The organism is Tanticharoenia sakaeratensis NBRC 103193, assembly GCF_000963885.1.
In the GTDB taxonomy this organism is placed as follows: Bacteria; Pseudomonadota; Alphaproteobacteria; order Acetobacterales; family Acetobacteraceae; genus Tanticharoenia; species Tanticharoenia sakaeratensis.
The window spans coordinates 183,432-205,587 of the sequence record NZ_BALE01000048.1; the positions used below are offsets into that span (position 1 = coordinate 183,432).

Consider the following 22,156-nt stretch of genomic DNA (forward strand, 5'->3'; position numbering starts at 1 on the left):
ATCATTCCATTCGGTTTGCCCTGTCTGGTTTGCGTCCTGCCGCATGCTGGATCAGACTTCATTTCCATGACGAAGGACCATGCCCGGCTCGATGCCGCGATCGCGGATCTGCCCTCCCGATACCCCGGCCCCGGGGGCGCCGTGGCGGTGCTCCATCGCGGCGAGGTTCTGGTGCGTCATGCCTGGGGCTATGCCAATGCGGAGCGTCGGATTGCCTTCACGCCACAGACGCTGTTTCGGATGTGCTCGATCACCAAGCAGTTCACCTGCAGCCTGGCGCTCGATCTGCTGGGCGACGTATCTGCTCTGGACGATGCAGTGCGCAGGCGGCTTCCGAACCTGATGCAGGCGCCGCCCACGGCACTTCAGCTCTGCCACAACCAGTCCGGCCTGCGGGATTACTGGGCGGTCGCGATGCTTCTGGGTGCGCCCGCCGAGTCCGCGTTCGGCGATGCGGAAGCGCGCCGGCTGATCGCCGGCACACGCACGCTCCAGTTCGCGCCCGGCATGCACTATTCCTACGTGAACCAGAATTTCCGCCTGCTGTCCGATGCGCTCGAAGAGCACACGGGACGCGGGTTCGCGGAGCTTCTGCAGGCGCGGCTATTCGACAGGTTCGGCATGAACCGTGCCATTCTCGCGGCCGATACGCGGGCGCTGCCCGACGGCACGGAAGGCTACGAAGGGACCGAGGCTGCGGGATTCCGGCCGGCTGAAAACCGTGTCATCTGGACCGGGGACGCGGGCCTTGGTGCAAGCCTCGACGACATGATCGCGTGGGAGCGCAGTATCGATGCCGGCCGGGACGATCCGGACGCGCTCTACAACCGGCTGTCGCAGCCCGTCACGTTCACAGACGGGGCGCCGGCGCGATACGGCTTCGGACTTGCCCGCGAGGTGCGGTTTGGCCGCGCGGTCACAGGCCACGGTGGTGCGTTGCGCGGCTGGCGCAGCCATCGGCTCCATGTCGCCGATGCGCGCGTATCCGTTGTGGTGCTGTTCAACCATATGGCCGATGCGCGTCGGGCGGCCAACGACGTACTGGATGCACTGCTGGATGTGGGGGATGCCGCCGCACCTTCAGGCCATGCACCCGATACAGGCTTGCCCGGCGTTTATCTCGAGATGGAAACCGGCTTGTCGGCCCGTGTCTCGCTGACGCCGGAAGGGCGGGTCGGCCTGCGCTATCTGGGCGGCACGGAGATGCTGGAGGTGTTGTCGGACGGGAGCGCGCAGTCGGAGACGGCGCGTCTGGCGCCTTCCGGGTCGGACCTGTCGATGGTACGGCCGGGCGAGAACCGCACGACCACCTTGCGCCGTGTCGAAGGAAGCGCCGCATCGGACATCGCGGGCACCTATGCCTGCGCCGAACTGGAGCCTGAGCTGGCTGCCACGCTGACCGTCAGTTCGGCGGGCGGTATCCTATATGGCGGCTTTTCGGGCGCGTTCGGCCTGGGACGCATGGAACGGCTTCAGCACCTCGCAGGCGACGTCTGGGTTCTGCCCTGCCCGCGCGCGCTGGACGTGGCCCCGCCGGGTGACTGGACGCTGGCCTTTGATCGCGCGCCCGACGGAACGGTAAGCGGGCTGCGCCTTGGCTGCTGGCTGGCCCGAAACCTGCGGTACGACCGGAGCTGAACAGACATGCGCGACATGCGTATCGGCTTCGTGACGCGATAATACACACGTCCATTTGACGAAAAACCGCTCGGAACGGCATCATGGTCCGTGGCGTGTCGCATGAAGCCCGACCCGATCGCGGGCTCGGGCCGGCCCTTCGTCGTCCGCCCGAACATTCGCCTTTTTGGCTTCATTCACCCTTCAGATTGATACGAGATACGATGATCGCCCCCTTGATGCCCACGTTCAACCGCGCTGACCTCGCTTTCGAGCGGGGGGTCGGCGCCTGGCTGATCACGGCGGACGGGCGACGATTTCTCGATTTCGGCGCCGGCATCGCGGTGTCCGCGCTCGGCCACGGCCATCCCGAGCTGACGCGGGCGATCGCCGAACAGGCGGCACGCGTGATCCACGTCTCGAACCTCTACCGCATCCCACAGGCCGAGGCGCTGGCCGAACTGCTGGTCTCCAACAGCTTCGCCGACAGCGTATTCTTCTGCAATTCGGGCGCGGAAGCGAACGAGGGCATGGTCAAGATGGTGCGCCGGGCGCAGGCCGAGCGCGGCCACCCCGAGCGCACGCGCATCATCTGCTGCGACGGCGCCTTCCACGGCCGCACGCTGGCCATGCTCGCCGCGACCGGCAACCCGGCCTACCAGAAGGGTTTCGGGCCGGTGGTCGAAGGTTTCGATCATGTGCCGTTCAACAACCTGAACGCCTTGCGCCAGGCGATCACGGCCGAGACGGCGGCCGTCATGGTCGAGCCGATCCAGGGCGAAAGTGGCGTGCGTGTGCCCGATCCGCAGTTCCTGCGCGCGCTGCGCGCCGCCTGCGACGAATTCGGCCTGTTTTTGGCGCTGGACGAAGTGCAGACGGGAATGGGCCGAACGGGGCGTCTGTTCGCGCATGAATGGGCGGAGATCCGTCCGGATGTCATCTCGGTCGCCAAGGGCATCGGCGGCGGTTTCCCGATGGGGGCGATCCTCGCCTCCGAGGAGATCGCGCGCGCGATGACGCCCGGCAGTCACGGCACGACGTTCGGCGGCAATCCGCTGGCCTGCGCCGCGGGGCTGGCTGTGCTTCGGGCCATTCTTGAGCCCGGCTTCCTGGCGCAGGTCCAATCCGTCGGCGCGGCATTCGGCGAACAGCTAGAGCGGCTCGTTCAGGTGCATCCGGCGGTGTTCGAGGCTGTGCGGGGCGTGGGCCTGATGCGCGGGTTGAAATGTCGCGTGCCGGTGGGACCGCTCGTGAATGCCGCGATGCACGAGGGGCTTTTGTGTGTGCCGGCCGGAGACAACACGATCCGGCTGATTCCGCCGCTGATCGTGGATCGCGATACCTGCGCGCAGGCGTGCGCCATGCTTGATCGGGCCGCCCGTGCCTATGATGGAGACGCCGCATGAGTGCTGCGACCAGCCAGCCGGACGCGACCCCGATCCGGCATTTCCTCGAACTCCGCGATCTCGATGCCGCGACGCTGCGCGGGATCGTGGACCTCGCCATGAACGTGAAGGCGATGCAGCGCGGACGGACCCGTCCGCTGCATCCCGCGCGGCCGCTCGAAGGCCGCACGCTGGGTCTGCTGCTGTCCAAGCCCTCGACCCGGACGCGTCTGTCGTTCGAGGTGGGCATGCGCCAGCTCGGCGGTTCGGTATCCGTCATGCAGCCGGGCGAGATGCAGATCGGGCGCGGCGAGAGCCTGGCCGATACGGCACGCGTCCTGTCGCGCTTTCTCGATGCCGTCGTGGTGCGCAGCGGCGATGCGGAACAGGTCGCGGAACTGGCGCGCTGGAGCACGATCCCGATCATCAACGGGCTGACGCCACGCTCGCATCCAGTGCAGATCCTGGCCGACATCATGACGTTCGAGGAGCATCGCGGCCCGATTGCCGGGCGCCGCATCGCCTGGGTCGGCGACGGCAACAATGTCGCGACCTCCTGGATCGAGACAGCCGCACGGTTCGGCTTTACCATCGCGCTGGCAACGCCCGCGGACATGGCGCCCGATCCCCAGGCGGTTGCGTGGGCACGCAGCGAAGGCGCCACGGTCGAGCTGACACAGGACAGCCGTGCTGCCGTGCGCGATGCCGATTGCGTCGTGACCGACACGTGGGTCAGCATGTCGGATCAGGCGTCTGATGCGCGCCTGAAGACCCTTGCACCCTACAGCGTCACGTCCGATCTGATGAACGCAGCCGATCCCAGGGCGTTGTTCATGCATTGCCTGCCTGCCCATGTCGGGGAGGAGGTGTCCGAGGACGTCTTCGAAGGGCCGCAATCCGTCGTGTTCGACGAGGCGGAAAACCGGCTTCACGCCCAGAAGGGGCTGCTGCTGTGGGCGCTTGGCGGTCCGGGGTGGCGGCGCTTCGGCGTCGAGCCCGCCTGAAGGATCGCCCCGGAAACTCTTGGCCGATGGATACATGATCGACACACCGATCTTTCTCGATACCGACCGCCCCGATGTGCCCGATACGGTCGTGCCGCGCGGCGTCGTGCCGTTTCACCTGCGCCACGCGCCTGTGCGCGGTCGCATGGTGCAGCTCGGTCCCTTGGCCGAGGCCCTGTTGTCGCGCCGCACGCTCGACGATGCGGCAATGCGGCTCGGGGGCGAGGCGCTGGCGCTGGTCGCAGCCCTGTCGGCGACCCTGAAATTTCAGGGCTCGTTTTCGCTGCAGATCAAGGGCGACGGGCCCGTCTCGACGCTTGTCACCGACAGTTCGGACAGCGGTGCGCTGCGGCTCTATATCAAGGCCGATACCGAGGGCGGCGCCGGACTGCCTGCGGACACGAGTGCCGGAGCATTGCTCGGCGCAGGCTATCTGGCCTTCACGGTGGATCCCGGCGGCGATACGGAGCGCAGCCAGGGTATCGTGGAGATCACCGGCGACAGCCTCGCCGAGATGGCGATGCACTATTTCGAAACCAGCGAGCAGCACGCCTGCTGGATCAGGCTGTTCTGCGATCGGACGGATGCAGGCTGGCGCGCTGGCGCGCTCGTGCTCGAACGCATTGCAGCAGGCGGCGGTGTCGAGGATGTCGTCCTGACGGCGGACGGACAGGATGCATGGGACACGGCCGTGACCCTGGCCGAGACGGTCACGCGCGACGAGATCCTGGATGATGCGCTTGACGGTACCATACTTCTGAACCGGCTGTTCGGAACACTCGATCTGGCCATAGGACAACCGCGCGCACTTGCGTATGGATGCCGATGCTCGCGCGCGCGTCTGGCGGGGCTTCTGGAGACGTTTCCGGAAGAAGATCTCGACCACATGGCGGTCAACGACCAGATCATCATGACCTGCGAGTTCTGCAACGTCGATTTCAGGTTTCCGCGGGACCGGATCATGCCCGAGCGCGATCCTTCATGACCCTTGCGGCGCCCATCATTCGGGACGGGGCGTGGTTCGACCGCCTCTACGATGGCTGGGATGAAATCGCCCGCACGGCTCTGGCTGATGGCGTGACCGGTCTTGTCTTGCGCCGGGCCGCGACCGGGCAGACCGTGTGCTGGTATCTCGGTTCCGATGGGGCCGTATTGAGCACCCACGCGGCCTTTCTCGAGGGAGATGTACGGACGGTGCTCTGGCGGGCCGCCGAATCATGGGCCGTTCCGCTCGTGAAGGGCAGCCTGTCCGGCACGCCTGACGCCGTGCCGCCATCGTCCGATCTGCCGCCACCCCTGCTGGCAGAAATTGCCGGTGCGTGGGCTGCGCAGAATCTGGACGCGATCGCTATCTATCCTGCTTCATGGGCCACGACCGGCGGCATGATGTCCGGGCAGACGGGTCTTGCGATCGAAGATACGCGGATCGCGGCCCTTCTGGAATCGCGAGTGTCGAGCGAAGCCCTGATCGTTGCATCTCCGTTCACCGGCGCGCCCCTGCGTGCACAGATCGTGCTCGACTGCGATGAACTCGCGGTGCACCGTTTTCACGACCCTGAGCATGACGCAGCGTTCTACCTGACATGGCACACACGGGCGACAATGGAGCGCCCGTCCTTTTTCTGCCCGAAGGCACATCTGATTGTCAGCGACCAGCCCGATCCAGCACTTCTGCCGGGTCGGATTCTGGCGTGGTATGCCGCTCATCCGGACCATGCCCGGCAGATCGCCGAAGCCGTGCCGTTCAAGGCGCATGATTACGGGCTCGGACGCGCTTCGGCTCTGACCGACCTCAAGGACGAGGAACCGGCTGTTGCAGCACCGCTGGAACACGGCGGATCTGAATCCGCCGCGTGGGCGCTCTTGCGCACCACGGACGGCACGGGTTCGGCCTTGCCTGCCGAGCAGTCTCCGGAGGATCCACGTCCCGGTTTTCTGAAGCGGCTGTTCGGTGGTCGCAGGGCGAAGGATTGACGATCCGATGTCAGTTGGACACCCTTGACCCTGCGGCACGAATGCCGGGCAGACAAACGAATGGACAGGGGATGATGCAGCGGCCAGTACGACAGGCGCGACGGTTCAGACTGGCTCTCGCGGCACTTTGTGTTCTCCCGTTTGCCGGAACTCTGGCCGGTTGCGCCGGTGATACGTCCTCCCAGACGTTCGCACCGCTCGACTACAGCTATCTCGGGCAACTGCACCTCAATGTGGGCCGTGTCGACGTCGTGGATCAGGCACCGCCCGGAAGCACGCCGGGAGACATTTCGGCCCAGGCCCCCACACCGCCCGATCAGGCACTGCAGACCATGGCTCATGAGCGCGTGGTGGCCAGCGGCTCCAGCGGAAGCGCCACATTCACCATTACCCACGCTGTCATTACGCGTGCTCCGGACAACACCCTCCAGGGCGATCTTGCAGTCCATATCGACATCCTGACGTCCACCGGCCAGCACGCAGGCTATGCCGAAGCACAGGTCAGCCGCACGCTGAATGCCGGTGAAGACGACAGCACCCTGCGCAACTCGCTTTACGCCCTGACGTCGCAGATGATGCAGGACATGAATGTCGAGTTGGAGTTCCAGGTTCGCCGTTCCCTGAAGGACTGGCTGGTCGATGCGGGCGGAAACCCGATTTCCGGGGCCATCCAGCAGCAAAGCCTTTCCGCACCCGGTGCGACCCCTGCTCCTGCTGCGGACAGCGCAGCGCCAGCGGCTGCGGCCGAGACAGCGGCACCCGCGGCAGTTGCTCCTGCAGCGGCCGCCGCTCCTGCCGCAGCCGCACCCCAGGCACCGGACGCGATCTTCCCGACCGGCGGCGATACCCAATCCGCACCTGCCGTGACGCAGCATTCACCGCAGCCGGGTTATCTGCACCTGCCCGGGACATCGGCAGGCACGACAGACGAGACGGCAGCTCCGCAATAAGCGGAGCGGGCCCCGTTCGTCACGCTCGCGCGATAACAGGCCCGCTCGCAGACTTTTGATCGTGATTTCGAGCAACCGGCCGCGTGTGGTTGCAGCGGTGTTGCGAGCATCAGACGCAGCCCTTGCAACGCTCTGACACAAAACGGTTTTTCCCCACCCAGAACGCCGCTGCGTTTCGTCGTCGGCAAAGCTGCGGGCATTCTGTGCTGTCCGCCGTGACTTCGTGAACAGGCCGAAACGGGTGGACGGTTGGGGCTTGTTGGGGTCAGATGCCGCCGATCCGAGACGGACGGCATGGCCGCCTGCCTCATATTGCATTGCTGCTCTCATTGCCCGCGGAGATTTTCTTGCCGCCATCGCATTTGGTTCCGAGCCGACGGACATTCGTCAAAGGCCTGCTCGGCACGACGTCTTTCTGGTTGTTCTCAGGGCATCAGGGATGGTCCGACGCGCTCGCATCGAACGCTGATAGCCCCTATTCGCCAGCTTATTTCACGGCTGCCGAATGGCGCTTCCTGCAGGCTGCCTGCGAACGGATCTTCCCACATGATGACGTGGGTCCCGGTGCTCTGGACCTGGCCGTTCCCGAGTTCATCGATCGCCAGATGAACACGTCTTATGGCCGGGGCGAAGACTGGTTCATGGCCGGGCCATTTCAGGACGGGCCAGCCAATCTCGGCTACCAGCTTCCGCTCGCGCCGCGCGATCTCTATCGCCACGGCATCGCAGCGACTGACAGCTATGCCCGCCAGCAGCACGGCAAGGCATTTGCAGACCTTGCGGCTACCGATCAGGTGGCCATTCTCACTGCCCTCGAAGGCGGTGCCGTGACGCTCGGCAACGTGCCCGGCCGCACATTCTTCGAACAGTTGCGCACAAACACGATGGAAGGCGCATTTTCCGATCCGATCCATGGCGGCAATCGCCACCTTGGCGGGTGGGTCATGCTCGGCTTCCCGGGCGCACGCGCCGATTTCATGGACTGGGTCGACCAATACGGCCCGGCATATCCGTTCGGCCCGGTCTCCATCAGCGGCGAAACGGCTTAAAGGTCCAGCTTACATGTCAATCAAGAACCCTGACGCCATCGTCGTCGGCGCTGGCTGGGCTGGCGCGATTCTCGCCAAGGAACTGACGGAAGCAGGACTGTCCGTCGTGATGCTGGAACGCGGCCCCGAACGCACCACGGCCGTCGAAGGTGCCTATCCGGATTCGGTCGACGAGCTGCGCGGCGCTGTCCGCCACCGCCTCTTTCAAAACATGGCGAAAACCACGGTCACCGTCCGCAACACACCGGATCAGACTGCCCTTCCCTACCGGCAGCTCGCGGCTTTTCTGCCAGGGGAAGGTGTCGGTGGCGCCGGGCTGCATTGGTCGGGTGTGCACTTCCGCGCAGCCGCCGAGGATCTGACGCTGCGGTCCACCGTCGTCGAGCGATACGGCGAGAAATTCATTCCCGAGGGCATGAATCTCCAGGATTACGGCGTCACCTACGACGAGCTGGAGCCGTTCTACGACAAGGCGGAAAAAGTCTTCGGCACGGCCGGCACGGCATACAAGGTCAACGGACAGGTCGTCGGTGACGGCAACGTCTTCGCACCGTCCCGTTCTGACGATTTCCCCCTGCCGGCACTGAAGGATGTCTATTCGGCGCACCTGTTCCGCGGCGCGGCCAAGGAAGCGGGGTATCATCCCTACTCGCTGCCTGCCGCCAACGCCTCGGCGCAGTACACCAATCCTTACGGCGTCCAGATGGGACCGTGCAATTTCTGCGGATTCTGCAGCGGTTACGACTGCTACATGTATTCCAAAGCATCGCCGAACGTGAACATCCTGCCCGCGCTGCGTGGCAATCCGAATTTCTCGATGCTCACCGGTGCCTATGTCCTGCGGGTCAATCTGGACGACGACAAGAAACGCGCGACCGGCGTCACGTATCTCGATCTTGCGACGAACAAGGAAGTCACGCTGAACGCCGATCTGGTGATCCTGAGCGCCTTCCAGTTCCACAACGTCCATCTGATGCTGCTGTCGGGCATCGGCCAGCCTTACGATTACGCCAAGAACGAAGGCGTGGTCGGCCGCAATTTCGTCTATCAGACGATCACCACGTCACGTGCTTGGCTGTCCGAGAAACAGTTTACCAACCAGTTCATCGGGACCGGCGGCGGCGGCGTCGCGATCGACGACTTCAACTGCATGAATTTCGACCATGGACCGCTCGGCTTCGTCGGCGGCTCGCCCATCTGGGTCAATCAGGCGGGCGTCAAGCCGATCGCGGCATCAGGCACGGGCGGTGGCCACGGAGCCCCGCGCTGGGGCGAAGGATACAAAAAAGGCCTCGTCAACACCTACAAACATGCGGTCGCAATCGATGCGCATGGCAGCAACATGGCCTATCACGACATCTTCCTGGATCTCGATCCGACCTGGAAGAATGCCTACGGGGTCCCGCTTCTGCGCATGACCTTCACGTGGAAGGACAATGACGTGCGGATGAACCGCTATGTCGTGGGAAAGATCGAGCCGATCATGAAAGCGCTCGGTGCCGAAAAATACGAACTCGGCATGAAGAAATACGGCGATCCATTCGACACCCGGTTCTATCAGACGACGCATCTGGGCGGGGGCGCCGTAATGGGCACGGATCCGAAAACATCGGCACTGAACCGCTATCTTCAGTCCTGGGACGTCTCCAATGTATTCGTCATCGGCTCCAACGCGTTCCCCCAGGGCATGGGTTACAACCCGACCGGGACCGTTGCCGCCCTTGCCTACTGGACCGCGCACCACATCCGAACGACCTACCTGAAAAACCCGGGCCCGCTGGTGCAGCTATGAGACTGTCCCTCGTCCGCGCCGCCGTCGCGACCCTAGGTCTTGCCTCCAGCCTTCCCGCGCTGGCCCAGGACCGTCCCACCCAAGCACTGATCGCGCAGGGCGAATATCTCGCCCATGCGTCCGACTGTTCCGCATGCCATACGATCAGTGGCGGTGCCGCCTATGCCGGCGGCCTGCCGTTCAAGCTGCCGATGGGCACGATCTACGCGCCGAACATCACGCCGGACAAGACCTACGGCATCGGCAACGATACCGAGGCTGACTTTGCGCGCGCCCTGCGTGATGGCATCCGCCATGATGGTGCATCGCTGTATCCGGCCATGCCCTATCCTTCATATGCCCGCATGACGGATGCGGACATTCATGCGCTCTACGCCTATTTCCATTACGGCGTCGCGCCGGTTGCTTACGCCCCTCCGGCGTCCACGATACACTGGCCAATGTCGATGCGCTGGCCGATGACGATCTGGCGCCGGATGTTTTCTCCGGCACCGGCCGATGCCTTGCAGAAGACAGCGCGTCATTTTGACGATCCGGCCATCGCGCGCGGGGCTTATCTGGTCGAAGGGCCCGGGCATTGCGGCGCCTGCCATACGCCGCGCGCCGCCACCCTTCAGGAAAAGGCGCTTACCGCATCTGACGGGACCGTCTTCCTTTCGGGCGGAGATGCAATCGATGGCTGGGTGCCCCCGAGCCTTCGTCAGGAAAACCGCACAGGTCTCGGCCGCTGGACCGAGGACGACCTGGTGGCGTTCCTCAAGACGGGTCGCATGGCCAAGGGCGTGGTCTTCGGTGGCATGGCGGATGCCGTGGAACACGGAACGCAACACCTGACGGACGCAGACCTGCACGCGATCGCCAAATATCTTCTGACCCTGTCGCCCGCAGATACCCATCAGACGCCCTGGCAGTATGACGGAGCGACTGAAGCTGCGCTCCATAGTGGCAACGCCTCGGCTCGCGGCGCCTATGTCTACGTCAACAACTGTGCCGCCTGTCATCGTGATGACGGTCATGGTTATGCAGGGGTCTTCCCGCCGCTGGCCGGCAATCCCGTCGTCATGACCGACAATCCGGCCTCTCTGGTTCATATCGTCCAGACAGGTGGATTGCTGCCGAGCATGATCCATGCCCCCTCGGCGTTCACGATGCCAGGCTTCGCCCACCGCCTGACGGACCAGCAGATTGCGGACGTTGTCACGTTCATCCGCAATGCCTGGGGCAACGATGCACCGGCCGTTTCGGCCCAGACAGTGTCGGCCCTGAAAGCCTCGGCCCCGCCGCCGGTCCTGGTGCGCTCCCCCGTTCCCATGAACTGAGAGCGTCCATGCCCCGTTGTCGTCTTAGACGACAACGGGGCAGCAGGTTCTCAGGGGAGGAACCGATACAACACACAACCCTGATACCCTGCACCGCCCGGCGACGTCGTCCCATTGGCGGATGCGGAATATGCCCCGCCGCCACCCGCACCATAGGCTGTCGCGTCTTTTCCGCCGATATTGCCGCACCGGCCGCCGCCGCCCCACGGGCCGTTGCCCCCATTGCCCGAAAAAGTACCGACGCCGCTCTGCCCGTCGCCACCATAGCCGCCAGTCAGATTCCAGATCGTGCCGCCACTTGCGGTCCCACCGTCACCGCCTGCCGACCCCTGGGAACTGTAGAAAGCACCCCCTGCACCGCCTCCAGCCTGCAGCAGCGTCGCACCGCCATAGCTGACGACTGTTGCACCACCGGTTTCCTGCTGCCCTCCGCCTGCGCCAATCGTGAGCGTCAGCGTCCCGGTGGCGGGATTGACCGCGTAAAGCCCCCACGCATCGCCACCCGCACCACCGCCAGAGCCGGAGAACGAGCCATCCGCCGGCGTCATGGCGTTCGACGTGGACCCACCTCCTCCACCACCGATCGCTCGTAGTTCGACACGCGATGCCCAGGCCGGCACGGTCAGGGACCCGCTCGATGAAGCGAGCGCCATCGGTGTTGTGGCTGCCTGAAGCAGCGTCATCGTCGCCAGCTCTGGGATTGTCGGCCAGAACACTCTGCCCGCCGTGGGCACGACACCTGCGAGCGTGCTGACACCGGCAGCAACCGTGAACGTGTACAATGCCACGACTGCTCCACCACTGGGCGCGGCCGGCGCTGACGTGCCGATCACGAAAGACAGGCTCCCGGTGCGGCAGGTCGGCAGATTACCACCAGCGTTGCCTACACCTGCCTGCGTCTGCGTCGGATTGGCCGCGTTATAGAACGGCAGTACGGCAGGATCGATATCCCGCTCGGAACAGACGGCAAAAACGGTAAGGGTCGCACCCGTCGACGACACGGCGACTGTCTGCAACTGAGGATTGATATACTGACACGCAAGCAGCGTCGGATCGGCCGCAAGACCACCGCCGGCGCCCCCGAACGGGGTCGCATCGACGACGCCGGGAGCCACGATGGAACCCGGACCGATTGTCACGGAAAGGCCGCTTGCCGATGGCGTACAGACAAGCCCGCGGGCGGAAACCGCGCCTTGACCAAACAGCATTTCCGAAAGCCGCCCGATCCCTTCTTTCGCGTAAACCCCGCTACGCAGAAGGTCGGTATCCATAGGGACGGACCCGGGATAAACGATGACACGATCCATTTAATCAACAATCCTTATCCAGCCCGCGACGCCTGCCGCCTTCGTCTGGCTCACCACTGCCGCGATCGCTGAAACTCCTGAAGCCGCACCAGTCGCGGTCTCGACAAAGAACTGTGCCGATCCTTGGTGCCCATAGCGCAGTCCGGCCGTTCCATACCCGTAGCCACCACCGGCCCCCGCTGACGCCAGACCACCATACGCATGGCAATCAGAAGCATTTTGCGGTTCGATGATAACGGGCTTCACCCCCGTCAACGACGAGATGGCCGCCGAAACCGCCGTGCGCGTGTTCCGCACAGCAATGAGCGATCCCGCAATACGGGCGCGATACGTCACATCCCCTTCACCGACATCACGAAGCAATCCGGACGCCCCGAAGTAGTCTGCGGCCGCCATATCGAGGAAAGCACCGGTCATGATGGAGAGACGCATCTGCCCCGCCACCTCTGCGATCAGTTGCCAGAAACCGGCCAGAGCCGAGCCGAACCCGGACAAAACCGCCGCCAGGACCGGCGCCTGTTCGACCTCCGCGCCAAGCGGCGCTGCCGGAAACCAGCCATTGGGCAAAAGACCGCGCAGACGATCAGCGATATCGGCTGCACTACCGGTCGGAGCGCCCGTGTCGAGCAGTGTCTTGCCGTCCGTCGCCAGAAGCGGCTGCCCATGGACATCGACCAAAATTCCCATACGCATTTAACCGCCCGCCTGCGAGGGCAGCAGAAGCGGAATGCGAAAGTCGCTGCCGTTGACATTGATATGCAGAAAACCACCACCAACGCTCGATGGAAGTGCGCCGCCGACGTCACTGACCGGAGATGTGATCTGCAATTCGCCGCCGCTCGCGGGGTAAAGGCCCAGATGGGGCGAGCCTGAAGCACCCTCCTCGACGTAAAGTCCCGCGGCCTGCCCGGCACTGCCAGCCTGCACGCTCAGGATATTCGTCGGCTGCGCATTGTTTTCGATCGAGAAAACCGGTGTGCCATCAATATTGCTGAACAGAAGCGCATTATCAGTAAACTCCTGCCGCATCCCGTTAGCGCGAGACCCCACCGTCGAGCGAATGAAGGCGCCTACATTGGTGCCGGCGGCCCCTGAGACGGTTTCAGGTGTGTGCCACTCGATTGCCTGATTGCGAGCCATCGAAATTGCCGCGCCATAACCCGTGTCGGCACCATTCGTCCCGCTCAAGGACGTCGCCGAAAAAACGATCCCGGTCTGAAATGCGTTTGGGTTGGACACGAACACGATCCCTGCCGCCGCATCGCTTGTCCCGCTCGTCTGCCCGCCTCCGGCGCCTAACTGCAGACCATAGACGCCACCACCGACGTTTGGCGAAAAAGGAGTCGAAAGCCCGACGGCAAGGCCGCCGAAATTGACGCATTCCAGCTCCATTCCGAACGTCGGCTGATAATTGACGTTTGAAAGGCGCCATGCCTCGCCATAATACGCGTAGGCCGTGGTTGTCGTCGGGTTCGCCGTCTCATCCGCCACACCCCAGGACGCGACCCCGATGCTGCTCGGAACATATCCGAGCGCAGCACTCGCATTCTGCGCATCGGACGTTCGCGATGCTCCGACAAACCCCGTATTGCCGAAGCGCGCAAGCGACGCACCCTGGGCGTTCCGCATGGCCCACGGCCCGATGGACGTCTTGCCCATCATGGTCGAAAGCCAGTCAGCCGAACCAGTCGACGATGAGCCGTCGTTCTCGTTGCCCGGACAATCCGTGGCTGCACCGACGAAAAGTCGATCTGCCAGTCGGCTGATCTGCGATCCGGCAGATGCAAACAAAGCACCGCTGGGCTCCGATACCGCCGGTGCCCCCGCGATCTGAGCCGCGGTGACGGTCAACGTATTTTCACCGGCGGCATCCGCACACACAAAGACTTCCGAACCGGCAACCTTTGATACCGGCGGATAGGAATCGAACGCTGGCATCACGCCCCCTGACTGACCGAAACCGAAATAATCCCAGGCAGGACAGCCTGGGTCGTGTTGGCCGCAATATCAGCCTGACCGCCATTGAGCAGGACATCTGTCACAGAAAGAACGCTGACGCCGGCTGACGAATAGGCAAGATAGGCGATGCGGCTATACGCATAGCCTGAGCCGACGCTGCATGAAGCAATGTCGTTGGTAATTGCCGTCTCGATGGCGGACTGGACCGCCGCTGCATCCGCCCCGGCCGGAATCGCGACACTCAGACTGATGGTCAGGGTCAGTACACTCGGACGCTGAACTGCAAAATTCACGCCCAGAGCCCGAACGTCATCGATGGCATCATAGACTTCCTGCACGAGTGCATCTGCGGGCGTGCCGCTTCCGTCATCGAAGACAGCCGTGAAATAACCCGGCGCCAGCGCGCCATCCGGCGTCTGCCCATCCATCAGGGAAAGTGTCAGATTGGTCTGAACACCTGCCACTGCATTAGCCACTGCAGCGCCCGTCGCCGAAGTTTTCGCTGCAAGCCATAACGGAAACCGCTTCCGTAGTGCCGAATCTGTTTCGGCATCCGAGCCGTTGGTGAAAGCCGTCGTGTTGGTTACGGTATCGATGCCGGAAACGGATGTTCCCATCAGGCAGATCGCGCCGGGCGCGACATTCCCGACGCTCCCGGAGACCCGCGCCTGAACCGGCACGACGATCGACGAAACGCCCGGCCGTCGAACATAAGCACCGGACGACGCAGACCAGAACGTATTTCCACTATCGGCCACGACAACGAAGTTGACTGCGGAAACGGTCCGCACAACCACCCCTGGGGGCACAACGGCTGACTGCGCAGCCGGTGAAAACGACGTCATCATGACCAGACCCGACGCCGGAGATCCGGGCAGCCGGGTCATGCCGAAGTCATTGACAAAGCTGTCGCAATCTTCGCCTTGTGATGTCGCAAGTCGGGACCGTGCCAGAACCTGCAACGCCACATATTGAAGCCATAATGTAACGCCTGCGACACCCTCGATCAGGGCGCGCGCAGGTGTACCAACCGTCATGTCCAGGATCTGCGCGCAGGACGCCTGCACAGTGGCCGCAGCTGTGGATACCACGGTCGAAAACGAACGCAGCGTAAGCGTCATGATGAACCCCATAAGTCGGTGGAATTATACGGACTAGCTCGAGAAACCGATCGTCTGCGTCGTCGCGTTCTGCGCATCGACATAGGCAATGGAGCAGTCGTACCGTCCATCGGAGCCCACCAGAATATTGACTGACACCGGTTCAGTAGAATCGACACCGGGATCCTGAACGATCTGGGCCGCAATCACTCCACGGATACGCTCGACATCCATCGGATCGCCGATCATGGCAGGCAGGCCTGCCCCGAAATTCGCCTGCCAGATGTAATCACCTGGATTGGTGCAAAGGCGGCACAAAAGGCGCTGCCTTACTTCCTCGGCCCCGGCAACAACTGCAATCGTACCCGATGAAATCGTAAGGTCGAATCCGCAAATATGAGATAATGCACTCATCCGATTGCAGTCCCTGTCTCGGCCTGACCCAATGCATGCACATGCGTCGACAACGAATGCGACTGGCCGACCACATCGCCGCTGGATGTGATGCCCCCGCCCGAGATCGACAGGCCCGCGCTTGTCAGCGTCATGGAAATCTCACCGACCGACCATGTCATGCCAGTAGTTGTCAGGGCAGACCGGGCATTTCCCGCGCCGGAAAACACACCTGATCGGGTAAGGTGCCACCACGGAGCCGAGGCTGAGGCCGTGCCAGGACCATTGGCGCCGATAGGCGGTGCGCCGCAACCCGCCATGATCAGTATTTCGCCAGGCTGCGCTACCCGCCCCGTAGCAGGCGATGCCGGCGGCAGGACGACAGCGTCGTATACGATGCCGACCACCGCAAGATGCTCCCCATCGCCTTCAATAGGCTGAAGCACCACGTGCGTTCCCACGCAGCTGGGACAGGAGATACGAATATCACCCGACTGTGCCCAGGCCGCATCCGAAATCCAGCCGCTTTCGACGTTTTCCGGCTGTATCAGAACCTTTACGGCATGATTTACCGGGTCGACCGCCGACACAATACCATGAATCGTATGCGCCACGCGGTTCGCAAGAGCGCCAGCCGCCAATATCTGATCTGTCATCCAGCTCTCCCTGAACGCGAACGAACCGTTGCGTCCTGTACGAAACCGTGCTCGATCGAGAAACGCGATCTCACGGCATCCACGGAAAGAACGCTTGCCCACGTTCCGCTCGATGCAACCCCCCTGACGAACTGCCGCGGTCCAAAACCTACCTGACCGGGCAGGCGCACATGCGCGGAAACTTCGTGAGCGGCAATGCGATTATACTTTCCGAGCGCAATACTGCGGACCTCATCCAGGCGGCGCCCGGGCACTCGAAAACTGTGCACAATCCCAGCGCCAGACGGCGCCTGCGACGAATAATCCCGGCCGTCATAATAGATCTGCGTTGCGGTCCGCTGCCGACTGTCCCAGGAGGCGACATGCACGACCAGGCCCTGCCCAAGCTGGCAATCACGCGACAACGACCGCGCGACAGTCAGGCCGGACAGGTCGATGACCGCCGCGGCCGGATCGGAAGAATCCTTGATCGGCATACAGACAATTGTCTTACTGTCGGCATACAGATCGCAGTTGGCTTCCCGCGCGACGAAAGAAGCAAGGTCAAACGCCGTCTGAAACCGATGCTGCGCGAAAACGGCCGAACGTTTGTGTTCAATCTGCCAGAATTGACCGGTCATGCTTGCCGGCATCGAAACGGACGCGTCAAGAAATGCTGACGCGACGACAGCGGCAATCAGCTCTGCTCCGGTCAGGTTAAGCCAGGCCGACTGAAGACGCATGTCGACAAGGCGCGCCATGTAATCGCGGCACTCGAGCGTCAGGCGACCATCATCAGGCGACCATGCCACGTGATCAACAATCCCATGAAAAATCGTCGTCCACGACGTGGAGCGTGCTGAACGATCACACAGCTGCAACACGATATCGGCATCATCGCCGGACAACGTCTCGAACCATGCCGCGCCGCCTGCGAGCTTCGTTTTATCAATAGCGAGAACGATTTCCGCCGTGTCGCATCGGCCGTATCGTGTGGAGTCAATATCGAAAGACACGATGCGCCCGGCCGTGGGCTCTGCGCCCGCCAACAGTAGACGCGCCGCAAACTGCCGACTCGCCGTCACGCGGACAACTCCGGCAGACCAACGCCCGTGACGGCTTGCGTCGCAGGCAAGGCCAGCATGACAGGCCCGGAGAGCCACCCCAGATCGGGGTCGGACAGGCCGTTAAGCTGGGCGACGCGCCACCACTGCGTCGCGTCGCCCAATTGCGCCTGTGCTACATGAAACAGCGATATGTCCGCTGCTGAGACCATGACCGTCTTCATCGTATCCTCACGCCGAGACCGAAGGCCCCGCATAGACCGTGTTACCGAGCGCAGCCGTGTTCGCGGCTGCCCGGTTCACCAGACCGCCAGCATCCACGGACGCACTCAGCAAGCCCGCATTCTGAACCAGGGCATTCAACGAACTCGCGTTGACAGGCGAAATGCTCTCCAGATTGGCTCCCGTCTGGCCGATTGCCGTACCGAGTCCGCCCCCCGCCGCGGCTAGGCCCGATGTGACAGAGACGATCGAGACAGGAACCGTTGCCAGATCCACGCCGGACTGCGCTGCAGCACTTACGCGAGAAAGTCCGGTCATGACGGAAGCCAGAGCCCCCCCAGTACCCACGATCGTCGCAACAGGTGTGACTTGGCCGACAATCGTGCCAACCTGCCCCGCAAGAGTGAACGCGCCCGACGAAACGCCCGCGACTGCCGATGTGATGCCGGTAAGCGCCTGCGTCGCGTCGCTGCCAACCAGCCCGGTCAGGACCGTGTCGTCGACAGCCGCGGCGGGGGAGTCGGATGCGCGTTCGAGAACAAGCCGATAGGAGCAGATTGCACCCTTGGCCTCGTAAGCGTACGCAAACTGAGCGATCCAGACCATGCCCGACAGGCCGGCTCCGGAAAACGCAACAGGCACACCCGCGATGCGCATCCGCTCCACAGCCTGGGCACGCGCCTGGGCATCTGGCCCCATGAACCGCCCAGACAACTCCAGCCGATCCGGATCATTGCCAAGCGCATCAATGACACGGCCACCCCCGATGACCCGATGCACGGCCAGCATCTGACGCCCCCCGACCTGCAATCGGTCGGGCACCTCGATTCCAGTCAATATCATCCCGCCGAGCATGATCGGCGCTGACGCGTATGCGCGTCCCACCGCGCCGATAGCCGTTTCGACAGCCGTAAGCGTCCCACTCATCTGAAACCCGCCTTACTGAAATCCGATGCTCAGACCGGGAAACTGCGCCAGCGCCATTTCATCCACACCGCTTCCGCCCCGGCGCAGAGCCAACCTCGTCCGGTCGGGCAGGTTTCGCGAAAAATCCGATGTAGACCGGTCTTTCATCGCTCCGCGAGAAGAGGCCTTAGGCGGCGCCGCGTCCGGATACCCACCTGCGTCGTCGTATCTCGTCGACCAGGAATCCGCCGCAGCGACCTTGCCGCGGCGTGCTGGCGGCACCACGATCGGTGCGGAAGCAATGGGGCCGCCGCAAGCATTACGCTGAAAAGTGGAAGCACCAGCGAAGACCCCTCGTGCGATGCCCTGCGGCGCTTCGGGCACAGCGCGTCCGGCCGGCCTGGCATCCTCGAAACTACCCTTCCGGCGCGGCATCTTTGCCGCGTCGGGCACAAATCGCATTCGTCGAGAGCCATGGTCACGCCCTCTGGAAAGTGCCGGAAATATCCGGGCATTCTGTCGGCCTGCCGAGGCAATCTGATCTGCACGAGCAGTGCGTTGGTCCGCAAACTGGAGTTTGTCGATCCGTGTTGACCAGAAGTGAAACAGGCCTTGAGTAGAAAGTGATTGCCCTCCCGCCGGAGACGGCTTGTCTACATGAAGGCGAAAAACGGCATCAGACAGAATTCCTGTGCTCAGTCTCTCAGCCACACGCGCCATGAATGGCCCACCAAGCAACGTTCCCGCGTGTTTTTTCGGAGCAAAATTCGCTGGCTCTGCCGCAAGGACGTCGCGCGGCAGCGCAACAGAGCCTGGAAACGCTGCCACAACACCATCGTTCGCCCCGGAAACGATATCTTGGTCAGCTACAGGCAGACGACGTCCGGCTTCCTTCCGACCCAGCATTCGGCGCGGCACAAACGACCGGCCCATTGGCATGCAAGCCCGCGTCAACACAGGCATGCGTCGCAACGCTCTTCCCGCACCCGGCAGTCGCCCGGTCCGGCTGGCGCGCACCCACGCGCGACGAAAGACGTCAATCATCGCGATACCGCAATGCTTCCCAGTCAAACACCGCGCCCTCCCGTTCTGCCGTCACAATACACGCCGCCATACGCCTGGCCCCCGACCAGCCGCGCATGACATCCCACGGCACCCCACGGCTCAGGAGATAGAGCATCTCCTGAAACGCACGGTGCCTGCTCAGTTTTTTGCTGTTTCGACCTCGTTCGAGACGGTGCTTTCAGTGCCGTAGAACAAGGGTTCCAGAACCGAGACACCGCTGTTGCCAACCCGGCGCGCCAGATCCTTGACCTCGGCTTTCGTCAACGGCATCTGCACCGGGACACCGTCAATCGCCGTCACGGAACAGATCATCTGCGCATAGCTCAGCCACGCGGATGCCGAAGCTCCATTGACCGCACTGCCGGCCGCTTCGATCAGATCAAGCATGTCTGCCGGATCGATCTCGCGCAGAGACAGTTTGCGCCCGTCCTGCGTCTCCACAACATCGGGAAGCGCCGTCACGAGATTTTCGTCCGCAATGATGCAAAGAAATTGACCGTCTGGTGAATCATGCCCTCGGCCTGCCACCGATCGGTATTCAGCGTGATGGAAATGTTGCTGTATTCCCAGGTCGTCGTGCTGCCGTCCGGCTCGGTGACGTACTGATAGATCGTACCTGATCCAATCGTGCCGCCGTTCCAGAATCCTGCTTCGATTGCTGCCACGAGATCGTCGAGATTGGAATTGGCCCGCGCGATTACGAAGCTTCCACGCCACCCGTTGGGCGTGTTGAATTCGACCGGCACACCGTTCAGGGGGTTGGCCCGCTGCGCAAGCGTCTGCTGGACAGCCTGAAACGACGTAACATCGCGCAGATCGACGCGCGTACCGTTCCACAACACGGTGATCCGGCAATCGCGCCCGATGCTATATGGATTGGCCATCCTCAGACACTCCCGGCCGTGGTGGCAACGCTGACCGATGCGCCACCCTGCAGATTGACGATGAACTTCTCGTTGATGCCCTGGTACTGCACCTGCACATCCGCCTGGACATACCCTTGCGCGATACGGCTCGCGGGGTTGTTGGAAGCATCACAGACAACCGCGTAAGGCAACGCGCCGTTCGTGACACCCAGAATGCCCTGCGACAGAAGACCTGACAGAAAACCGAGCAGCGTCGCCCGGATATCGCCGAACAGCGTGTCGTTGATCACACTGCCGACATACGTGCCCATGCCGGCCGAAAAGGTTTCGGCCAGGAAATTGGTCAGGCGCGTGTAATTGTCACCACTGATCGCAACGTTGGTGGACGAATTGTGCCCGCACCGCACAGCCCAATAGGCCCCGCCAGGTGCCGGATTGCAGATCACGTCGATACCGGACGCAAACAGTGTCGCCAGATCCGCCGAGGAATACGTGGCGCTTCCGCCGCTCAGACCGGCTTTCTGACTCCCGACGATTCCCGCAAGAGACTTGTTCAGGCTCGATTTCTCTGGTGACAACGCACCGAGAATACCGGCCGTGAACGCCTGCGGTGTGATGAGCATCAACCCGTTCAGGTCATCGCGCCACCAGATCCAGTCGCCGAACATCAGCTTGACGGCATAGGAGTTCAGCCCGCTCGCGGCCTTGGTCGCAATGGCATTGGCGATCGTGTCCGACGACGGACCGGTCGCAATCATGTAAATGCCCTCGCCCAGCCCAAACGCGCTCTGCGTCGTGAAGCAGCTGCTGTCGCTGACGCCATGCAGCATCCCGATGGCACAGCCTTGGCCGCGCAGCGCATACATGCCGGTCCGCGGCGAAATATCCTGCCCGACAAACGCCGTCGTCGACGGCACTCCACCGTCCGCCCCGCCTGTCAGCGTGACGGTCCCAGCCGCAACCGCCGGCACCGTGCCCGGAACCGAAACCGAGATCAGGCGCTGCGAATCAGCGGCCACGGCCGCCGCAAGTGCCGTCCAGTTCGCACCGCCATAGCTGAATGTGCCAAGCGTCGGATGTGCGACCACCATGGCAAAGCCGGAACCGCTGGTCGAAACAGTCACGACGATCGCATTGCCGGCCGTTCCGGTGCAGACCGCCGCAAGCTCGACACCATCGAGCGATGCCGTCGCCGCCGCATCTGTGCCGTCGGTTACCCGGACCGCACAGAAACTGGTCGCACCTTGAAGTGCCGCCGCATTGACCGCAATACCGATGTCAGTCGTCTTCGCCTGCTTGGGCCCGAACGATACGGCATAATCTCCCGTGCCCCCCAGCGGCACAGGCATGTCCACCGGACCCCATCCCGCCGTGCCGACAATACCGATCGTGGACGAACTCACGCCCGACAACGTCAGTGATTGAGGCTGCGCGATCTGCACATACAGATTGGGTACGGTCAAAGCCGCCGTGTTCAAAGACCCGGCCTGATAGATCAGAGACATTTTGGAAAAGCCCCGCTTAGTCGTTATGATTCCGCATTGCGGCT

22 protein-coding genes are annotated in these 22,156 nt (G+C 63.1%); 9 read left to right on the top strand and 13 right to left on the bottom strand.

Annotated elements, in window-relative coordinates; genetic code table 11:
• Positions 1 to 66: 66 nt before the first annotated feature.
• The 9 genes from B8446_RS14430 (at position 67) to B8446_RS14470 (ending at position 11,090) form a co-directional block, all read left to right on the top strand.
• Positions 67 to 1,638 carry a D-aminopeptidase gene (locus tag B8446_RS14430; RefSeq protein WP_048850760.1) on the top strand — a complete coding sequence of 524 codons (1,572 nt, stop codon included), beginning with the start codon at positions 67 to 69 and terminating at the stop codon, positions 1,636 to 1,638.
• A 203-nt stretch (positions 1,639 to 1,841) separates the two neighbouring features.
• Positions 1,842 to 3,023, top strand: coding sequence for an aspartate aminotransferase family protein (locus tag B8446_RS14435; RefSeq protein ID WP_048850762.1), 1,182 nt, complete (start codon positions 1,842 to 1,844; stop codon positions 3,021 to 3,023).
• Positions 3,020 to 4,006, top strand: coding sequence for an ornithine carbamoyltransferase (gene argF / locus B8446_RS14440; RefSeq protein ID WP_048850764.1), 987 nt, complete (start codon positions 3,020 to 3,022; stop codon positions 4,004 to 4,006). Before B8446_RS14435 ends, argF begins: the two co-directional genes overlap by 4 nt.
• A gap of 34 nt (positions 4,007 to 4,040) precedes the next feature.
• Complete coding sequence (gene hslO / locus B8446_RS14445) at positions 4,041 to 4,991, top strand: Hsp33 family molecular chaperone HslO (protein WP_048850871.1); 951 nt, start codon at positions 4,041 to 4,043, stop codon at positions 4,989 to 4,991.
• On the top strand, positions 4,988 to 5,980 hold the full coding sequence (locus B8446_RS14450) for a hypothetical protein (protein WP_048850766.1): 993 nt from the start codon (positions 4,988 to 4,990) through the stop codon (positions 5,978 to 5,980). The genes hslO and B8446_RS14450 overlap by 4 nt, the downstream gene beginning before the upstream one ends.
• Positions 5,981 to 6,051: 71 nt before the next feature.
• On the top strand, positions 6,052 to 6,930 hold the full coding sequence (locus B8446_RS14455; protein ID WP_053053900.1) for a hypothetical protein: 879 nt from the start codon (positions 6,052 to 6,054) through the stop codon (positions 6,928 to 6,930).
• Positions 6,931 to 7,277: 347 nt separating this feature from the next.
• The gene (locus tag B8446_RS14460; RefSeq protein WP_241767802.1) at positions 7,278 to 7,979 is read left to right on the top strand and encodes a gluconate 2-dehydrogenase subunit 3 family protein; all 702 of its coding nucleotides are present in this window, start codon (positions 7,278 to 7,280) and stop codon (positions 7,977 to 7,979) included.
• 13 nt (positions 7,980 to 7,992) lie between these two features.
• The gene (locus tag B8446_RS14465) at positions 7,993 to 9,771 is read left to right on the top strand and encodes a GMC family oxidoreductase (RefSeq protein ID WP_048850768.1); all 1,779 of its coding nucleotides are present in this window, start codon (positions 7,993 to 7,995) and stop codon (positions 9,769 to 9,771) included.
• Positions 9,768 to 11,090 carry a c-type cytochrome gene (locus B8446_RS14470; RefSeq protein WP_053053901.1) on the top strand — a complete coding sequence of 441 codons (1,323 nt, stop codon included), beginning with the start codon at positions 9,768 to 9,770 and terminating at the stop codon, positions 11,088 to 11,090. The genes B8446_RS14465 and B8446_RS14470 overlap by 4 nt, the downstream gene beginning before the upstream one ends.
• Positions 11,091 to 11,140: 50 nt before the next feature.
• Here B8446_RS14470 and B8446_RS14475 read toward each other — a convergent pair whose 3' ends face one another.
• From B8446_RS14475 to B8446_RS14530, 13 genes are all read right to left on the bottom strand, one after another.
• Positions 11,141 to 12,361, bottom strand: coding sequence for a glycine-rich domain-containing protein (locus B8446_RS14475; RefSeq protein WP_241767803.1), 1,221 nt, complete (start codon positions 12,359 to 12,361; stop codon positions 11,141 to 11,143).
• A gap of 36 nt (positions 12,362 to 12,397) precedes the next feature.
• A complete protein-coding gene (locus tag B8446_RS14480; RefSeq protein ID WP_241767804.1) occupies positions 12,398 to 13,090 on the bottom strand; it encodes a hypothetical protein in 693 nt (230 codons plus the stop codon).
• Positions 13,091 to 14,059, bottom strand: coding sequence for a hypothetical protein (locus B8446_RS14485; protein ID WP_241767805.1), 969 nt, complete (start codon positions 14,057 to 14,059; stop codon positions 13,091 to 13,093).
• A 275-nt stretch (positions 14,060 to 14,334) separates the two neighbouring features.
• Positions 14,335 to 15,477 (bottom strand): baseplate J/gp47 family protein, encoded by a 1,143-nt coding sequence (locus tag B8446_RS14490; RefSeq protein ID WP_048850880.1) that lies wholly within the window; start codon positions 15,475 to 15,477, stop codon positions 14,335 to 14,337.
• Between the two features lie 33 nt (positions 15,478 to 15,510).
• The gene (locus B8446_RS14495) at positions 15,511 to 15,705 is read right to left on the bottom strand and encodes a hypothetical protein (protein WP_158507603.1); all 195 of its coding nucleotides are present in this window, start codon (positions 15,703 to 15,705) and stop codon (positions 15,511 to 15,513) included.
• A 161-nt stretch (positions 15,706 to 15,866) separates the two neighbouring features.
• The gene (locus B8446_RS16650) at positions 15,867 to 16,031 is read right to left on the bottom strand and encodes a hypothetical protein (protein WP_241767806.1); all 165 of its coding nucleotides are present in this window, start codon (positions 16,029 to 16,031) and stop codon (positions 15,867 to 15,869) included.
• 470 nt (positions 16,032 to 16,501) lie between these two features.
• Positions 16,502 to 17,500, bottom strand: a complete 999-nt coding sequence (locus B8446_RS14505; RefSeq protein WP_241767807.1) for a hypothetical protein — start codon at positions 17,498 to 17,500, stop codon at positions 16,502 to 16,504.
• Between the two features lie 65 nt (positions 17,501 to 17,565).
• Positions 17,566 to 17,772 carry a hypothetical protein gene (locus tag B8446_RS14510; protein ID WP_048850777.1) on the bottom strand — a complete coding sequence of 69 codons (207 nt, stop codon included), beginning with the start codon at positions 17,770 to 17,772 and terminating at the stop codon, positions 17,566 to 17,568.
• Between the two features lie 7 nt (positions 17,773 to 17,779).
• A complete protein-coding gene (locus B8446_RS14515) occupies positions 17,780 to 18,697 on the bottom strand; it encodes a hypothetical protein (protein WP_048850779.1) in 918 nt (305 codons plus the stop codon).
• Positions 18,698 to 18,709: 12 nt separating this feature from the next.
• Positions 18,710 to 19,639 (bottom strand): hypothetical protein, encoded by a 930-nt coding sequence (locus tag B8446_RS16150; protein ID WP_148506028.1) that lies wholly within the window; start codon positions 19,637 to 19,639, stop codon positions 18,710 to 18,712.
• 240 nt (positions 19,640 to 19,879) lie between these two features.
• A complete protein-coding gene (locus B8446_RS14520) occupies positions 19,880 to 20,203 on the bottom strand; it encodes a hypothetical protein (protein ID WP_048850781.1) in 324 nt (107 codons plus the stop codon).
• Positions 20,200 to 20,625, bottom strand: a complete 426-nt coding sequence (locus B8446_RS14525) for a hypothetical protein (protein WP_048850782.1) — start codon at positions 20,623 to 20,625, stop codon at positions 20,200 to 20,202. Before B8446_RS14525 ends, B8446_RS14520 begins: the two co-directional genes overlap by 4 nt.
• 2 nt (positions 20,626 to 20,627) lie before the next feature.
• Positions 20,628 to 22,112, bottom strand: coding sequence for a tail protein (locus B8446_RS14530; protein WP_048850784.1), 1,485 nt, complete (start codon positions 22,110 to 22,112; stop codon positions 20,628 to 20,630).
• Between the last annotated feature and the right edge of the window lie 44 nt (positions 22,113 to 22,156).

What these genes read in the sequence shown, in the direction of transcription:
- B8446_RS14450 (WP_048850766.1), top strand. Translation starts at nt 4,988, where the DNA reads ATGACCCTTGCGGCGCCCATCATTCGGGACGGGGCGTGGTTCGACCGC.
- argF (WP_048850764.1), top strand. Translation starts at nt 3,020, where the DNA reads ATGAGTGCTGCGACCAGCCAGCCGGACGCGACCCCGATCCGGCATTTC.
- B8446_RS14470 (WP_053053901.1), top strand. Translation starts at nt 9,768, where the DNA reads ATGAGACTGTCCCTCGTCCGCGCCGCCGTCGCGACCCTAGGTCTTGCC.
- B8446_RS14430 (WP_048850760.1), top strand. Translation starts at nt 67, where the DNA reads ATGACGAAGGACCATGCCCGGCTCGATGCCGCGATCGCGGATCTGCCC.
- B8446_RS14490 (WP_048850880.1), bottom strand. Translation starts at nt 15,477, where the DNA reads ATGACGCTTACGCTGCGTTCGTTTTCGACCGTGGTATCCACAGCTGCG.
- hslO (WP_048850871.1), top strand. Translation starts at nt 4,041, where the DNA reads ATGATCGACACACCGATCTTTCTCGATACCGACCGCCCCGATGTGCCC.
- B8446_RS16150 (WP_148506028.1), bottom strand. Translation starts at nt 19,639, where the DNA reads ATGCCTGTGTTGACGCGGGCTTGCATGCCAATGGGCCGGTCGTTTGTG.
- B8446_RS14530 (WP_048850784.1), bottom strand. Translation starts at nt 22,112, where the DNA reads ATGTCTCTGATCTATCAGGCCGGGTCTTTGAACACGGCGGCTTTGACC.
- B8446_RS14515 (WP_048850779.1), bottom strand. Translation starts at nt 18,697, where the DNA reads ATGAGTGGGACGCTTACGGCTGTCGAAACGGCTATCGGCGCGGTGGGA.
- B8446_RS14475 (WP_241767803.1), bottom strand. Translation starts at nt 12,361, where the DNA reads ATGGATACCGACCTTCTGCGTAGCGGGGTTTACGCGAAAGAAGGGATC.
- B8446_RS14485 (WP_241767805.1), bottom strand. Translation starts at nt 14,059, where the DNA reads ATGATGGGCAAGACGTCCATCGGGCCGTGGGCCATGCGGAACGCCCAG.
- B8446_RS14435 (WP_048850762.1), top strand. Translation starts at nt 1,842, where the DNA reads ATGATCGCCCCCTTGATGCCCACGTTCAACCGCGCTGACCTCGCTTTC.
- B8446_RS14480 (WP_241767804.1), bottom strand. Translation starts at nt 13,090, where the DNA reads ATGCGTATGGGAATTTTGGTCGATGTCCATGGGCAGCCGCTTCTGGCG.
- B8446_RS14495 (WP_158507603.1), bottom strand. Translation starts at nt 15,705, where the DNA reads ATGATCGGCGATCCGATGGATGTCGAGCGTATCCGTGGAGTGATTGCG.
- B8446_RS14525 (WP_048850782.1), bottom strand. Translation starts at nt 20,625, where the DNA reads ATGGCCAATCCATATAGCATCGGGCGCGATTGCCGGATCACCGTGTTG.
- B8446_RS16650 (WP_241767806.1), bottom strand. Translation starts at nt 16,031, where the DNA reads ATGACATGGTCGGTCGGTGAGATTTCCATGACGCTGACAAGCGCGGGC.
- B8446_RS14465 (WP_048850768.1), top strand. Translation starts at nt 7,993, where the DNA reads ATGTCAATCAAGAACCCTGACGCCATCGTCGTCGGCGCTGGCTGGGCT.
- B8446_RS14510 (WP_048850777.1), bottom strand. Translation starts at nt 17,772, where the DNA reads ATGAAGACGGTCATGGTCTCAGCAGCGGACATATCGCTGTTTCATGTA.
- B8446_RS14455 (WP_053053900.1), top strand. Translation starts at nt 6,052, where the DNA reads ATGATGCAGCGGCCAGTACGACAGGCGCGACGGTTCAGACTGGCTCTC.